Below are 13,928 nucleotides of genomic sequence, written 5' to 3'. Positions count from 1 at the left end.
TGAGCAGTAGCCATTAACGGGTATTCAGCGTGCATTACGATCTCTCCTCTGTACCAATGAAGTGCCAGTTGGGCAAAAACAGGTCATGAGGAGCTATTCTTTGCACTACCCCTCGCCAATAATATTAGTTATGCTAATATTATTGGTCAATAACGTTGACCTTAGAACTTCATTAATTTTGCGAATAATATGCACTCATGAGAAAGAAAACCCTTGATGCAGCTGAGGCTGACGCAGCCAAACGTCTTCGTGACATTTGGAACGAGAAGAAAGTGACTTTGCGCCTGACGCAAGAGAGGGCCGCAGAGGCGCTTGGCTTTAGCACGCAGGCGTCAATAAGCCACTACCTCAACGGAACGACGCCGCTTAATACCGATGCGACGCTGAAGTTTGCTGCGCTACTGGGGGTCAAGCCGGAAGAGATCCGTCCGGATCTGGCAGAAGCCATGAACTACGTGAGAAAGTCAGGGGAGTATGTTGAGGACCGCACCGGGCCAGGCTGGACGCTGCTGGGCGCTGAGCACACGGAGCTGGTTAACCTGTACGACAGGCTGCCGCAAAGTGAAAAAGAGCGGCATTTAGCTGATTTAAAAGAAAAAGTAGCTGGCTTCGACAGGCTGTTTAAAGAGCTGCTGGCTACCCGGAAACAGTAATCTGACCTCCCTGCCCCCTATCCCGGCGCTGGGATTTATTTGCTCTTATTAATCAATAAAATACAATAAATAGTGCCATTGTTAATATATTAGCATTGACCAATAATATTATTAATACTAATATTTATCATATCAACCCTGCACTCACCCTGCGGCAGTTGCTCAGATAACACGTTCTGACAGCCTGGAAAGACGGGCAACAGTGAGAATAGAGTAATAACTAAATCCGCCGATCGGCTGCAATCACTATCAGGATCCCGGCCAGCACCAGCACGGCGGCAATAAGCATGCGGATGCCTGGCACCTCTCCCAGAAACAGCGAGCCTCCCAGCGCGGCCAGACAGGGCACACTGAGCTGTAAGGTACTGGCCGTTGACGATGAGATGTCACGGACAATGACATACCAGAGCACATAGGCCAGCCCGGAGGTAATCCCGCCTGAAACCAGGGACAGCAGGATGCCCCACTTATCCGCTAAGGCGTGATCCGATGAGAGCAGAAACAGCGTAGTGATAATCGGCACGCTCAGGAGAAAGTTACCAGTGGTGGCACCGGTTGGGTCAGATACGCGCTTGCCTCTCACTGAATAAGCGCCCCATGCCAGCCCGGAAGCGATCATCATGATGGCAGGCACAGCAGAGGGCATGCTGGCACCCGGCAGGAGTAACAGCGCGATGCCCACAACGGCGACAGCAATACCCGACAGCTTACGCGGCCCCGTTTTTTCTCCCTGCCATGCTCCCCATAGCACCATACAGACCTGAACGGCACCGAAAAGCAGCAGCGCGCCGGTAGCGGTATCAAGGTGAACATAGGCCAACGAGAACAGAAACACATAGGCGGTGAGCAGGCCCGCGTTTACCACGTTCCAGCGAATGCTATGCCATCCACGCGATACCAGCTGGAGGAGAAGCAGCACAGCCGCGCCTGCCAGCAGACGTAACGTACTGAATGTTGCGGGATCGGCATGGCCTTCGCGCAACGCAATACGGCACAGAACAGAGTTCGCGGCGAAGGCCAAAAGAGTAAAAGCAATCACCAGAAATTTTTTCATCAGTTTTTCTTCGCCGCCCCTGTCCTGTGCGCTGAAAGGATCACTCCTGGTGAAGCCTGCTGTGGCTTAAATACTCAGCCCATTCAGCCTGTTCATCACCTCGTCCGACAGGATCAACTGTTCGCTGGCCAGGTTCTCCTGCAAATGCTGCGGCGATGACGTGCCGGGGATTAACAGAATGTTGGGTGAACGTTTCAGTAGCCAGGCCAGTGCAACCTGCATCGGCGTTGCCTGTAACTCGCTGGCGATGTCATTGAGTTGTTCCGACTGTAACGGCGAGAAACCGCCGAGCGGGAAGAACGGGACGTAGGCAATGCCCTGGGCGGCTAACTCATCGATAAGCGCATCGTCCTGCCGGTTGGCAAGGTTGTACATGTTCTGGACGCAGACAATCGGCGTCATTTTTTGTGCATCAGCGACCTGTTTAGCAGTGACATGGCTGAGACCAATATGCTGGATCAGCCCGCGCTCCTTCAGTTTGATCAACGTCTCCAGCTCTTTTTCCAGAGAACCCTCCTCCGGATGATGCACATTGAACATGCTGCGCAGATTGACCACCGGTATCACATCCAGCCCCAGGTTATGTAAGTTATCTTCTACCGCCTGGGTCAGCTCTTGCGGGCTGAATGCTGGAAGCCATCCGCCCTTTTCATCACGCCGCGCGCCCACTTTCGTCACGATGCACAGATCGTCAGGATAAGGATGTAGCGCTTTTTTAATCAGCCGGTTGGTTTCATGTGGTCCGTAAAAATCGCTGGTATCAATGTGATTAACGCCAGAGGCAACGGCGTCACGCAGAACCTGAATCGCCCGCGCTTCATCTTTAACCGGCCCAAAAACACCCGGCCCTGCCAACTGCATGGCACCATAGCCCAGACGGTTTACTTCACGGTCGCCCAGGCGGTAACGCATAATGGGTTTTGACATGGTGATCTCCTGTGTGAGTGTGCCTTGATTGTACGACCGAATTTTCTGCGCGGCTATCCGGGCACATTAGGCCGGGCAAAGATTACTCTCTGACTTACATCAGCTCATACCTGCCTACACATCGTTGCGATCCGCGCTATAGGCCACGGCTTTCATGTCGTGCAGCGCCTCCAGACGGGCGTTGAGTGCTGCTTCAATATTGTCATAGGCGGTGCTGCCTAAGGGTAGACGCAGGGGTGGGCTGTCCAGATCAGCCGCGGCAATCATCGCCGTCACGCATTTCTCCGCATCGCCTTTAATGACAAACTCACCAGAGAGGAGTGCCTCCCGCATTTTCCCCGCCGCCGTATCCCGATACTCAGGCAAAGCATCAGCCACATCCAGCCCGGTGCCAAACTGGGTTGCCGTAGGCCCCGGCTCTACCAACAAAAAGTCGATGCCAAACGCGGCAACTTCCTGGCGAACCGCTTCGACAAAGCCCTCAATTCCCCATTTACTGGCGTGATACAAACTGAAGTTGGGATAGGCAATTTGGCCACCTTCCGAAGAGACCTGCACGATGCGCCCGCCTCCCTGCTGGCGCAAAAAGGGAATTGCCGCACGAATCAGCTGAATTGAGCCCATAAGATTGGTGGTTAACTGCCGGTCAATTTGCCCATCGCTCAGCTCTTCCGCTGCGCCAAACAGCCCGTAAGCCGCATTACTGACCACAATATCGATCCGCCCCGCCTGAGCAAACGCAGCGTCAACAGCGGGCCTGATGGTGGACGTCATGCTGAGATCGAGCACCACTACCTGTAAACGATCGCCGTACTGCGTGCGTATATCATCTAATGCAGCCTCACGGCGAACGGTTGCCACTACCCTGTCGCCACGGGCCAGTAATTTTTCACTCATCAAACGCCCCAGGCCGCTGGATGCACCGGTAATTAGCCAGGTTTTCATGATTGTCTTCTCCGTTTAGTGAACCGACGTTCATCATAAACCCAATCATTGGTGGCATAATCTCCACAAACTGGCATGGGATAGTGGGAAATATTCAACAATGAAACGCCCCTCCTGGAACGAACTGCAGGCTGTGAAAACCATTGCCGAGCAGCGTAGCTTTCGTCGTGCCGCTGAGGTGCTCGGGCTTAAACGTTCATCGCTCAGCCATACCATCAAAGGGCTGGAGGCTACGCTTGGCGTACGCCTTTTCCATCGAACAACACGGAGCGTGGCGCTAACCGAAGCAGGTGAAATGCTCATTGCGCGCCTGACGCCGCTGCTGGCAGAGATGGATGAGCTGCTTAATGACGTGACGGCGAGCGGTCATCAACCCTATGGCACTCTGCGTATCAGCGCCAGCGATGCCGCGATCCGCCTTCTACTGGAAAAGGTATTGCCGACGTTTATTCAGCAGAAGCCGGGGATTGAAATTGACTTAGTCGCACAGGGTCAGCTGGTGGATATTGTCGCGCTAGGGTTTGATGCGGGCATTCGGCTGATTGAAGATGTACCCAAAGACATGGTCGCCATTCCCCTGAGCGGCCCCCTGCGCTTTGTCACCGTGGCATCGCCCGATTACCTGGCATGGCGGCCGAAAATCCAACATCCTCAGGATATGATGCAGCACATCTGTTTGCGGCAGCGCTTGCCTGGCGGCAAACGCTATCACTGGGAATATCAGCAGCATGAGCAGCAGCTTGCGCTGGATGTCCCGGGCAGTCTGACTCTCGACAGCAGCGCGCTCATGGTAGAGGCTGCGGTCGCCGGATTAGGCATAGCCTATGTGCCAGAGCTCTATGCGCAGCCGTGGCTGGCTAGCCAGCAACTGGTGACGCTACTGGACGACTGGGCAATTGCATCGCAAGGAATTGCGCTCTACTTTCCGCAAAATCGTCATATGCCCGTTGCGTTACGGCTGTTTGTCGATGCGGTAAAAGCAGCGCCGCGCGTCTGAAGGAAGGGAGACGCCCAAAGAAAAAAGCCCCGCGATATTGCTATCGCAGGGCTGTTCCGCATTTGGCGGAAGCGCAGAGATTCGAACTCTGGAACCCTTTCGGGTCGCCGGTTTTCAAGACCGGTGCCTTCAACCGCTCGGCCACACTTCCGGAATGAGGCGCACTATAAACACCTCGATGCGTCGTGTAAACCCCTGTGATATCTGTTTGCCTGAAAAACAAGCAATATGCTGCTAATCGGCTGAAAGAACAGCATATTGACCATTAAATCAGCACAATACTCAGTGTTTGGTGATGTAGAGATCTTTTGTATAGACGTAACCGAGGTTGCTGGGATCGAACCCACCTACCCATGGTTTTACCAAACGCGCTCTGACATAGTGGTAAACCGGGATCGCCGGCACGTCCTGGGCCAGAATCGCTTCCGCCTGCTGATAGTCCTTGCCGCGCTCGTTAGCGTCCTTCGCCTTTGCCGCGCTGTGCATCAGCTCATCATAGGCCGGATTGCTGTAGAGAGTGGTATTCTCGCTGTCACCGGTGCGGAACGTATTCAGGAAGGTCGCCGCATCGTCGTAGTCTGCTATCCACGCATAGCGCACGGCGTCGAAGTTGCCGGTGTGCATGGTATCAAGCATGGTTTTCCACTCCTGGTTTTGCAGCTTCGCCGTCACGCCAAGATTTTTCTGCCACATCGAGCTGGCGGCAATGGCGATGCGCTGGTGAGTTTCCATGGTGTTATAGAGCAGGTTAAAGGTGAGCGGATGCGCCGCGTCGAACCCGGCCTCGGCCAGCAGCTTTTTCGCCTCGGCAATGCGTTTATCTCGCGGCCAGGCGGCGTAGTCCGGCGAGGCGATCTTCACGCCGCCAATCTCCGGCTGGCTGATGACCCATGCCGGGCGCTGCCCCTGCCCCATCACCTTGTCGGCAATGATATCTTTATCCAGCGCCATATTCAGCGCCCGGCGTACCCGCGCATCGTTAAAAGGCGGCTTAGTGGTATTGAACTGGTAGTAGTACGTCGCCAGCTGCGGCGTGATATGCACTTCTGCGCCCAGGGTTTTCTTCAGTTGGGCAAACTGGTTTACCGGAATGGTGTTGGTCATATCGATTTCACCCGCCTTATAGCGGTTGACGTCGGCAGTCTCAGAGCTGATAGGCAGATAAGTGACGGTGTTAATCACGGTGTGCTTATCGTCCCAGTAGCGCGGATTGCGCACCGCAACAATCTTCTCGTTCACCACCCAGTCGGTGATTTTGTACGGCCCGCTGCCGACAAAGTGCTCCGGCTTGGTCCACTTATCGGCAAAGCGACCAATCAGTACCTTATCAACCGGCACCAGCGACGGGTGTGCCAGCATGGGCAGGAACGACGCCGTGGGCTGGTTGAGGGTAACCTGCAGCGTGGTATCGTCCAGCGCCTTCACGCCTAGCGTATCCGGGGCCTTTTTACCCTGCGTAATATCCGCTGCGTTAACGATATGCATATTGCCTGGATAGGTGGCGTACGGGGAGCCGGTAGCTGGATCCACCAGACGCTGCCAGCTCCAGACCACGTCCTGAGCGGTGATGGCCGTCCCGTCCGACCAGGTGATACCCGCACGCAGGTGGAAGGTCCAGACGGTGTTATCCTGATTCTCCCACTTCTCTGCTAATCGTGGCTGTGCGCTGCCATCTTTTCCGATCGCGATCAGCCCCTCGAATAAGTCGCTGATAATATCGAATTCGACGTTGCTTTCTACCTTATGCGGATCGAGGGAGGCCGGCTCGCTGCCGTTATTGCGCACCAGCGTTTGCTGCTCCGCCAGCGTGGTTCCAGCTGGAACCTGAGCTGCCAGGGCAGCGGTACTTATGCTTATAATGCCCGTTGCCAGTAGCGAGAGGGCAAAACGGGGACCTGTCTGTGGTTTCATATCATGCCTTAATTGTGTACTGATTAACGTTATCCCTGACACTCTTAGCGCTCGTCTGACAAGAAGGCAATACTTTTCAGGCACCTATAAGAGGTTGATCTGTTTAGTTCCGGCGAAAATGCGATCGCACTTCCAAAAGTGAAATTTAAAGCAGCCTCTGCTGAGGGTAAGTTATTGTTGTTTGGGTAAAGATGGGTAAAACCGCTTTAAGCTACCGTTCTGTTTACCTATCCTTCATCCTTAATTACATCTGTCATAAGAGAGTGACTCATGGATCGTATTGTTAGCGCTTCACGCGGGCGTACATCGCTGCTCAGCACGCACAAAGTGCTGCGAAACACCTATTTTATGCTCAGCCTGACGCTGGCGTTCTCCGCGATTACCGCGACCGCCAGTACGGTGTTGGGCCTGCCGTCACCGGGGCTGATCCTGACCCTGGTAGGCATGTACGGCTTAATGTTCCTGACCTATAAGCTGGCGGATAAGCCTGCCGGCATTCTGGCCGCCTTTGCCTTTACCGGTTTCCTGGGTTACATCCTCGGGCCGATGCTTAACGCCTACCTCTCGGCGGGCATGGGCGATTTGATTGGTCTGGCGCTGGGCGGTACCGCCCTGACCTTCTTCTGCTGTTCGGCCTACGTGCTCACCACCCGCAAGGATATGTCTTTCCTCGGCGGAATGCTGATGGCGGGCATCGTGGTGGTGCTGATCGGGATGGTTGCCAACATTTTCCTGCAGCTGCCGGCCCTGCATCTGGCGATTAGCGCGGTGTTTATCCTGATCTCTACCGGCGCAATCCTGTATGAAACCAGCAACATTATTCACGGCGGCGAAACCAACTACATTCGCGCCACCGTCAGCCTCTACGTCTCGCTGTACAACATCTTTGTCAGCCTGCTGAGCATCCTGGGCTTCTCCAGTCGGGACTAACCGCTTAAGCATCACGTCAAGGCCCCGCTTATGCGGGGCTTTGTTTTTTGCTACACTGCAGCGGTTTTTAGCTGACCCGTGAATAATTATGTTGAGCTTTGAAGGTAAAGAGATAGAGACCGATAACGACGGCTATCTGAAAGAGAGCAGCCAGTGGAGCGAAGGTCTGGCAGAAGTGATTGCGGCGCAGGAGTCTATTACCCTCTCGCCTGAGCATTGGGAAGTGGTGCGCTTCGTGCGCGACTTTTATCTGGAATTTAACACCTCACCGGCGATCCGCATGCTGGTAAAGGCGATGGCAAACAAGTTTGGCGAGGAGAAAGGCAACAGCCGTTACCTCTACCGCCTCTTTCCGAAAGGCCCGGCCAAACAGGCCACCAAGATTGCTGGCCTGCCTAAACCGGTGAAGTGCATCTAGTAGCGGATACCAAAGTTGGTCCACTCTCGGGTGGGCTGATGCGGCTCGGTTAAGACGTTGTCGACCCGAGCGCTGCGCGGCCCCCCTGCTTTCAGCCACTCAATCAGCTCGGCTAACTTCTCTTCGTCACCGCAGGCAAGAACCTCAACGCTGCCGTCATCCATGTTGCGCGCGTAGCCGGTCAAGCCAAGGCGATGCGCCTCGCGCTGCGTACTGTAGCGAAACCCAACCCCCTGCACGCTGCCGTGAACCCAGCATTTAATGCAGGCGGACGCTTTTTCATTAGTTCTGTTCTCGTCAGTCATGGTGCCCCTCCTTCTCTGATTCACTAAGGGTAGCGTATGCCGCCGCCACTATCAGACTTTTCCCTACATACCGCTTCGCTTCTGTATACCAGACTAAAAGTATTAACTCTCATTGCCTGTCTGTCTTGCCAGTACCTTGATGGTACTGGCATTTTTTTATCTTCCCATCTGCCGAATTGCTTTTCCTGCGCTAACCCAGGAAAATGGCGGCCATTTTCTTCATAAAGACGATCAAATTTATTATGAGCGTACGTTTAGTGTTAGCCAAAGGGCGCGAGAAGTCTCTGCTGCGCCGTCATCCCTGGGTCTTCTCCGGTGCGGTTGCCCGCATGGAAGGCAAAGCCAACCTCGGTGAAACCGTTGATATCGTTGACCATCAGGGAAAATGGTTAGCTCGCGGCGCGTACTCCCCTGCTTCGCAGATCCGCGCCCGCGTCTGGACGTTCGATAAAAACGAAAGCGTAGATATCGCCTTCTTTAGCCGCCGCCTGGCGCAGGCCCAGCAGTGGCGCGACTGGTTGGCGAAGCGTGATGGTCTGGATAGCTATCGCCTGATCGCCGGTGAGTCTGACGGTATGCCCGGCATTACCATCGACCGCTTCGGCAACTTCCTGGTGCTGCAGCTACTGAGCGCAGGCGCAGAGTATCAGCGCCCGGCGCTGGTGGCGGCCCTGCAGGAGCGCTACCCCGAGTGCGCCATTTACGACCGCAGCGACGTGGCGGTACGTAAGAAAGAGGGGCTAGAGTTGACTCAGGGCCCGGTGAGCGGTGAGCTGCCGCCGCCGTTGCTGCCGATCGAAGAGCACGGCATGAAGCTGCTGGTGGATATCCAGGCCGGACACAAAACCGGTTACTACCTTGACCAGCGCGACAGCCGACTGGCGACCCGCCAGTACGTAGCGGATAAGCGCGTGCTGAACTGCTTCTCCTACACGGGTGGCTTTGCGGTCTCTGCGCTAATGGGCGGCTGTGCCCAGGTGGTGAGCGTCGATACCTCCCAGGAGGCGCTGGACGTGGCCCGGCAAAACGTAGAACTCAACAAGCTCGACCTGAGCAAAGCAGAATTTGTGCGCGATGACGTTTTCAAGCTGCTGCGTAAGTATCGTGACAACGGCGAGAAGTTTGACGTTATCGTGATGGATCCGCCGAAGTTCGTTGAGAACAAAAGCCAGCTGATGGGTGCGTGCCGTGGCTATAAGGATATCAACATGCTGGCGATCCAGCTGCTGAATCCCGGCGGCGTGCTGCTGACCTTCTCCTGTTCCGGCCTGATGACCACCGATTTATTTCAGAAAATCATCGCTGATGCCGCAATAGATGCGGGTCGTGATGTACAATTTATAGAGCAGTTCCGTCAGGCCGCAGATCACCCGGTGATCGCTCCCTACCCGGAAGGACTGTATCTTAAAGGGTTTGCCTGTCGCGTCATGTAGCTTGAGTTCTGGAAACTTATCCCCATATCGGGGATAAGTACTGTTTCCTGGAGGTGACTATGATTGCCAGCAAATACGGCATTGGCCAGCAGGTGCGCCACTCTCTGCTGGGATTTTTGGGCGTAGTGGTGGATATCGATCCGCAATACTCTCTTGATGAACCCTCAGCTGACGAGCTGGCCGTTAACCCGGATCTGCGTGTCGCCCCGTGGTATCACGTGGTGATGGAAGATGATGACGGACAGCCGGTGCACACTTACCTGGCCGAAGCTCAGCTCAGCGGCGAAGTGCAGGATGAACATCCGGAACAACCCTCTATGGATGAGCTCGCACGCTCCATCCGTAAGCAGCTCCAGGCGCCCCGGCTGCGCAACTGACAGGACCCCGCCAGCGCGGGGTCTTTTTTTAGCGGGTAAGCCCCAGGCGTGGAATTTCAATCGCCGGGCAGCGATCCATCACCACGTTTAACCCCGCCTCGCGAGCCAGCACCGCTGCCTGCTCGTTGATCACGCCCAGCTGTAACCACAGGGTTTTCGCCCCGATGGCAATCGCCTCCTGCGCCACGCCCCAGGCCGCCTCCGACTGGCGGAACACGTCCACCATATCGACCTTCTCAGGGATTTCCGCCAGCGTCGCGTAGCCCTGTTGACCCAGCAGCGTCTTTCCCGCCACCTTCGGCGAGACCGGGATGACATGGTAGCCCTGATCGAGCAGGTATTTCATGACCCGGTAGCTAGGACGGTCAGGTTTGTCGCTTGCGCCTACCAGCGCAATGGTGTGGGTTGATTTCAGAATGCCAGCAATATCGGTCTCTTTCATAATCATCTCCAGGCTATTTTCTCAAGTGTATGCCAAACCCGGCTCCCCGACCATCTATCCCATACCTCTGCATGAGGGTAATCAGAAGCATAACTCTATATGTTACTAAACATACCGTTAGACATGTTCAGACACGATTTTAACCCTTAAAAACAGCGGAGATTTTATGAGAGCCGGCTTTGCCACCGCACTGATTGTCTGCTTAATGCCGGTTACCGCTTTCGCAACGACCCTGCGCCTGGCAACGGAGATCGATCTCCTGATCCTTGACGGCAAAAAGGTTTCCAGCTCCCTGCTGCGTGGTGCGGGCAGTATTGAACTGGAGAACGGCCCGCATCAGCTGGTATTTCGGGTGGAGAAAAGTATCCGCATGACCAATCGCGAGCAGCGGATGTGGATCTCTCCGCCACTGATCGTCAGTTTTAATACCCGCGATATCAATCTCGTCAACGTGACGCTGCCCCGACTGGAGACGCAGAGAGAATCAGAGATGTTTGATGCCTCGCCGCAGATTTCGCTGCTGGATGGTCACGCGGTCGCTATCCCTGCCATGATAGATATTCTGCCGATAACCGAGACGTCAGAGGGGATCGACTATGAGCGTGATACCGAACGCTATAACAAACAGGGACAGCACGCCTCGCTATCCCAGTTCGCCACGCAAATGGCGGATGACAGAACGTTGCTCTCCAGCGTATCGGAGTTGGACGTCCCGCCGTCGCAGGATCTGACCGAGCAGCGGTTAAAGTACTGGTATCAACAGGCCGATAAGCAAACCCGCAGCCGCTTTATGGAGTGGGTGAAACAGCAGCCTCCCTCCTGAGGGTGCGTTAAATCACATTCCCTTTTCCAGTCGCGCTTTTTTTACGCCTTTCTCTTGCAGCATCAAACGCTTCCAGTAATCTGTAGCAAATTTAATAATGGAATCGGATTATGGAACTGACGACACGTACGCTTCCGGCACGAAAACACATTGCGCTAGTGGCGCACGATCACTGCAAGACCATGCTGATGAACTGGGTAGAGCGCCACCACGCGCTGCTGGCCCAGCATGAGCTGTATGCCACTGGCACCACGGGCAACCTGATCCAGCGCGCCACCGGCCTGCCGGTAAACGCAATGCTGAGCGGGCCGATGGGCGGCGATCAGCAGGTAGGGGCGTTAATCTCTGAAAGCAAAATCGACGTGCTGATCTTCTTCTGGGATCCGCTCAACGCCGTGCCACACGATCCGGACGTCAAGGCCCTGCTGCGCCTGGCAACGGTGTGGAATATCCCGGTCGCCACCAACGTCTCTACCGCCGACTTTATTATTGAGTCAGCGCACTTCGGCGACAGCTTTGATATTCAGATCCCGGACTATCAGCGCTACCTCGCCGATCGTCTTAAATAATGCATCGCCGGTGACGCTTACGCTTACCCGGCCTACGCGTTTTGTAGGCCCGTGCAAGCGCAGCGCCGCCGGGTAAAATCACGGTTTGCGAACGACCGTCACGCCCAGCTGCTTTAAATCCTCTACAAACGGCGACGGCGCCTCTTTGCTGAACAGCAGCCAGACGCGCTTGCGGGCGCGGGTCATGGCTACGTACAGCAGGCGGCGCTCCTCGGCGTCCGGATAATCCTCCGGCGCAGGCAGCAGCGCCTGCTCCATCACCGACTCCCGCGCCGGGGCCGGAAAGCCCTCTTTGCCCTCCTGCAGCCCCAACACAATGACATAGTCCGCCTGCTGTCCTTTGCTGGCGTGGATGGTCATAAAGTCCAGCATCAGCTGCGGCCAGCGAGTTGCGGCCTTCTCCAGCACGGCGGGTTTGAGGTAGTGATAGCGCGCCAGCAGCAGGATCCGCTCGTCCGGCTTAGCATAGCCGCTGAGCTTATCCAGCAGGGCATCGAGCCGATCCTCAGCCAGCAGCGTCACGGCGTTCTTCTCGCCTGCCGCCAGGCTGTTAAGCGGCTTTCTGAGCTGGTGCGGGTTCTGCTGGATAAAGCGGTTGGCCACGTCGCCAATACGATGGGTAAAGCGATAGGTGGTATCCAGCACGCAGCTTTCCCCCTCGCCAAAATAGTGATGAAACGCGGTGGTCAGAGAGAGCTGCGCCCCGCTAAAGCGGTAGATCGCCTGCCAGTCATCGCCGACGGCAAAGAGCGTAGTGTTTGAGTTCTGCTTGCGCAGCGCCGCCAGCAGCGCCGCACGCTGGGGAGAGATGTCCTGGAACTCATCCACCAGAATATGCTTCCACGGGCTGATAAAGCGCCCTTTCTCCAGAATATTGATCGCCTGGTGGATTAAACCAGAGAAGTCGACGGCGTTTTCTGCCTTCAGCGCCGTTTTCCACGCCTTGAGCAGCGGGGCCATCAGCTTCACCCGCTTTGAAAACAGGTTACGCACCTCTTCTGGCGCGGAGGCGATCATCTCGGCCTGCGCGCCACCGTGCATGCGCATCAGACTCACCCAGCGGTCGAGCCGCCCGGCAAGGCGGCGCTGTAGGGCTTTATCGTCCCAGAAATTCCCTTCCGGTACCTCCCACTCCAGCTCCTCTTCCAGCCACAGCCGCCAGCCCTTCGCCTGGGCTTTTTTCTCACTGCACTGCTGCTGCCAGGCCTCGATAAACAGCGCCTGCCGGGCGTCGGTATCGTTCTCCAGCGCGCTGATGGTGGGAACCTTTTTACTGCCGTGCTGAATAATGGCGAGCGCCAGAGCGTGGAAGGTCTGGGCAGCGATCTCATCGGTATTGAGCCGCTCGCGAATACGCGCGTCCATCTCCTGGGCCGCTTTCCGGCCAAAGGCCAGAAGCAGGATCTGATCCGCTGCCGCTTCACCGCGCATCAGCAGCCAGCCCGCGCGGGCCACCAGCACCGATGTCTTGCCGCTGCCCGCTCCGGCCAGCACCAGCAGCGACTGCTCGCCATTCACCACCGCTTCTGCCTGGGCTGGGTTAAGCGGGGAGGATTCAACGCTGGCAAAGAAAGGCGCGTACTGCACCAGCATTTTGCGGGTGTACTCGCGATTATGTGCTGCCCGGCTGGCTTCAACGTCTACCAGCCAGCGCTGGCATTGCTGCCACGCTTCGCGGCAGTTATCGAACTCATCAAGACGGGCCTGCGGCAGCGGCAGCGCCGCAAAGGCGTGACGGATCCGATCCTGCAGGCCCGTGGTCTGCTGGCGGGTGAGCCACCTGTTGGCCTTCATGCCGCTGGAGAGGGTCTCTACCGTCTCCTGCAGCACCCCTGCGGCCACCTCGCTCATTTGGCTGCTCCATGCCTGCCAGTGGGCGTTGAGATGTTGATAGAACTGCTGGGTTTGCGCCCACTCGGTACCGTGCAGGCGCACCACTTTGGCATCGGATAGCACGAACTCCAGCTCGCCCCAGACCAGCCCGCGCTTGCAGACAATCGCCAAAAGTTGATTATAGGGAATAAGATACTCATGGCGATCGCCGGAAACTTTCACGCCCGCGTGGAGCATGACCGCCCGGTCATAGGGGTGCTGGGCCAGACGTTTTCCGAGTGAAGTCGCTTTCAGTTCCATGATGTGCCGTT

Annotated in this window: 15 protein-coding genes and 1 tRNA gene; 8 read left to right on the top strand and 8 right to left on the bottom strand. The window is 56.1% G+C overall.

Annotated elements, in window-relative coordinates; translation table 11 throughout:
* The first annotated feature begins 197 nt into the window (after positions 1 to 197).
* A complete protein-coding gene (locus NR795_RS03395) occupies positions 198 to 653 on the top strand; it encodes a helix-turn-helix domain-containing protein (protein WP_042392519.1) in 456 nt (151 codons plus the stop codon).
* A 220-nt stretch (positions 654 to 873) separates the two neighbouring features.
* Here NR795_RS03395 and NR795_RS03390 read toward each other — a convergent pair whose 3' ends face one another.
* From NR795_RS03390 to NR795_RS03380, 3 genes are all read right to left on the bottom strand, one after another.
* On the bottom strand, positions 874 to 1,707 hold the full coding sequence (locus tag NR795_RS03390) for a DMT family transporter (RefSeq protein WP_257757145.1): 834 nt from the start codon (positions 1,705 to 1,707) through the stop codon (positions 874 to 876).
* A gap of 66 nt (positions 1,708 to 1,773) precedes the next feature.
* Positions 1,774 to 2,634: an aldo/keto reductase family oxidoreductase gene (locus NR795_RS03385; protein WP_257757144.1), complete on the bottom strand. Its 861-nt coding sequence runs from the start codon at positions 2,632 to 2,634 to the stop codon at positions 1,774 to 1,776.
* A 114-nt stretch (positions 2,635 to 2,748) separates the two neighbouring features.
* Positions 2,749 to 3,579, bottom strand: coding sequence for an SDR family oxidoreductase (locus NR795_RS03380; protein ID WP_144812821.1), 831 nt, complete (start codon positions 3,577 to 3,579; stop codon positions 2,749 to 2,751).
* A 100-nt stretch (positions 3,580 to 3,679) separates the two neighbouring features.
* Between NR795_RS03380 and NR795_RS03375 the strand changes: the two genes are divergently transcribed.
* A complete protein-coding gene (locus NR795_RS03375) occupies positions 3,680 to 4,576 on the top strand; it encodes a LysR family transcriptional regulator (protein WP_144812825.1) in 897 nt (298 codons plus the stop codon).
* 63 nt (positions 4,577 to 4,639) lie between these two features.
* Here NR795_RS03375 and NR795_RS03370 read toward each other — a convergent pair.
* Together NR795_RS03370 and NR795_RS03365 are read right to left on the bottom strand one after the other, a co-directional pair.
* Positions 4,640 to 4,727, bottom strand: a tRNA-Ser gene (locus tag NR795_RS03370).
* A 131-nt stretch (positions 4,728 to 4,858) separates the two neighbouring features.
* On the bottom strand, positions 4,859 to 6,487 hold the full coding sequence (locus tag NR795_RS03365; RefSeq protein ID WP_257757141.1) for an ABC transporter substrate-binding protein: 1,629 nt from the start codon (positions 6,485 to 6,487) through the stop codon (positions 4,859 to 4,861).
* A 270-nt stretch (positions 6,488 to 6,757) separates the two neighbouring features.
* Between NR795_RS03365 and yccA the strand changes: the two genes are divergently transcribed.
* Both yccA and tusE read left to right on the top strand, forming a co-directional pair.
* Complete coding sequence (yccA, locus tag NR795_RS03360; RefSeq protein ID WP_042392507.1) at positions 6,758 to 7,417, top strand: FtsH protease modulator YccA; 660 nt, start codon at positions 6,758 to 6,760, stop codon at positions 7,415 to 7,417.
* A gap of 88 nt (positions 7,418 to 7,505) precedes the next feature.
* A complete protein-coding gene (tusE, locus tag NR795_RS03355) occupies positions 7,506 to 7,835 on the top strand; it encodes a sulfurtransferase TusE (protein ID WP_042392631.1) in 330 nt (109 codons plus the stop codon).
* On the opposite strand, the gene yccX is transcribed toward tusE, so the two are convergent.
* Entirely contained in the window at positions 7,832 to 8,140 is a 309-nt protein-coding gene (gene yccX / locus NR795_RS03350; RefSeq protein WP_222890077.1) for an acylphosphatase, read from the bottom strand. The genes tusE and yccX overlap by 4 nt on opposite strands.
* 242 nt (positions 8,141 to 8,382) lie before the next feature.
* On the opposite strand from yccX, the gene rlmI reads away from it, so the two are divergent.
* Together rlmI and hspQ are read left to right on the top strand one after the other, a co-directional pair.
* Positions 8,383 to 9,573 carry a 23S rRNA (cytosine(1962)-C(5))-methyltransferase RlmI gene (gene rlmI, locus NR795_RS03345; RefSeq protein WP_257757140.1) on the top strand — a complete coding sequence of 397 codons (1,191 nt, stop codon included), beginning with the start codon at positions 8,383 to 8,385 and terminating at the stop codon, positions 9,571 to 9,573.
* A 59-nt stretch (positions 9,574 to 9,632) separates the two neighbouring features.
* Positions 9,633 to 9,950, top strand: a complete 318-nt coding sequence (gene hspQ, locus NR795_RS03340; protein WP_238084152.1) for a heat shock protein HspQ — start codon at positions 9,633 to 9,635, stop codon at positions 9,948 to 9,950.
* A gap of 28 nt (positions 9,951 to 9,978) precedes the next feature.
* On the opposite strand, the gene NR795_RS03335 is transcribed toward hspQ, so the two are convergent.
* Complete coding sequence (locus NR795_RS03335) at positions 9,979 to 10,392, bottom strand: CoA-binding protein (RefSeq protein WP_144812845.1); 414 nt, start codon at positions 10,390 to 10,392, stop codon at positions 9,979 to 9,981.
* A gap of 166 nt (positions 10,393 to 10,558) precedes the next feature.
* Here NR795_RS03335 and NR795_RS03330 point away from each other — a divergent pair, with 166 nt between their 5' ends.
* On the top strand, positions 10,559 to 11,215 hold the full coding sequence (locus tag NR795_RS03330; RefSeq protein WP_257757138.1) for a DUF2057 family protein: 657 nt from the start codon (positions 10,559 to 10,561) through the stop codon (positions 11,213 to 11,215).
* A 110-nt stretch (positions 11,216 to 11,325) separates the two neighbouring features.
* A complete protein-coding gene (gene mgsA / locus NR795_RS03325; protein ID WP_144812851.1) occupies positions 11,326 to 11,784 on the top strand; it encodes a methylglyoxal synthase in 459 nt (152 codons plus the stop codon).
* A gap of 78 nt (positions 11,785 to 11,862) precedes the next feature.
* Here the strand turns inward: mgsA and helD are convergent, their stop codons facing one another.
* Complete coding sequence (helD, locus tag NR795_RS03320) at positions 11,863 to 13,917, bottom strand: DNA helicase IV (protein ID WP_257757137.1); 2,055 nt, start codon at positions 13,915 to 13,917, stop codon at positions 11,863 to 11,865.
* Between the last annotated feature and the right edge of the window lie 11 nt (positions 13,918 to 13,928).

This window comes from Pseudescherichia sp. L3 (genome assembly GCF_024656065.1).
GTDB lineage: Bacteria > Pseudomonadota > Gammaproteobacteria > Enterobacterales > Enterobacteriaceae > Pseudescherichia.
The sequence above is the reverse complement of the archived record's forward strand: the minus strand, read 5'-3'. Positions and strand labels throughout refer to the sequence as shown.

Coding starts and splice junctions, on each gene's coding strand:
- NR795_RS03395 (WP_042392519.1), top strand. CDS start 198: ATGAGAAAGAAAACCCTTGATGCAGCTGAGGCTGACGCAGCCAAACGT.
- NR795_RS03390 (WP_257757145.1), bottom strand. CDS start 1,707: ATGAAAAAATTTCTGGTGATTGCTTTTACTCTTTTGGCCTTCGCCGCG.
- NR795_RS03385 (WP_257757144.1), bottom strand. CDS start 2,634: ATGTCAAAACCCATTATGCGTTACCGCCTGGGCGACCGTGAAGTAAAC.
- NR795_RS03380 (WP_144812821.1), bottom strand. CDS start 3,579: ATGAAAACCTGGCTAATTACCGGTGCATCCAGCGGCCTGGGGCGTTTG.
- NR795_RS03375 (WP_144812825.1), top strand. CDS start 3,680: ATGAAACGCCCCTCCTGGAACGAACTGCAGGCTGTGAAAACCATTGCC.
- NR795_RS03365 (WP_257757141.1), bottom strand. CDS start 6,487: ATGAAACCACAGACAGGTCCCCGTTTTGCCCTCTCGCTACTGGCAACG.
- yccA (WP_042392507.1), top strand. CDS start 6,758: ATGGATCGTATTGTTAGCGCTTCACGCGGGCGTACATCGCTGCTCAGC.
- tusE (WP_042392631.1), top strand. CDS start 7,506: ATGTTGAGCTTTGAAGGTAAAGAGATAGAGACCGATAACGACGGCTAT.
- yccX (WP_222890077.1), bottom strand. CDS start 8,140: ATGACTGACGAGAACAGAACTAATGAAAAAGCGTCCGCCTGCATTAAA.
- rlmI (WP_257757140.1), top strand. CDS start 8,383: ATGAGCGTACGTTTAGTGTTAGCCAAAGGGCGCGAGAAGTCTCTGCTG.
- hspQ (WP_238084152.1), top strand. CDS start 9,633: ATGATTGCCAGCAAATACGGCATTGGCCAGCAGGTGCGCCACTCTCTG.
- NR795_RS03335 (WP_144812845.1), bottom strand. CDS start 10,392: ATGAAAGAGACCGATATTGCTGGCATTCTGAAATCAACCCACACCATT.
- NR795_RS03330 (WP_257757138.1), top strand. CDS start 10,559: ATGAGAGCCGGCTTTGCCACCGCACTGATTGTCTGCTTAATGCCGGTT.
- mgsA (WP_144812851.1), top strand. CDS start 11,326: ATGGAACTGACGACACGTACGCTTCCGGCACGAAAACACATTGCGCTA.
- helD (WP_257757137.1), bottom strand. CDS start 13,917: ATGGAACTGAAAGCGACTTCACTCGGAAAACGTCTGGCCCAGCACCCC.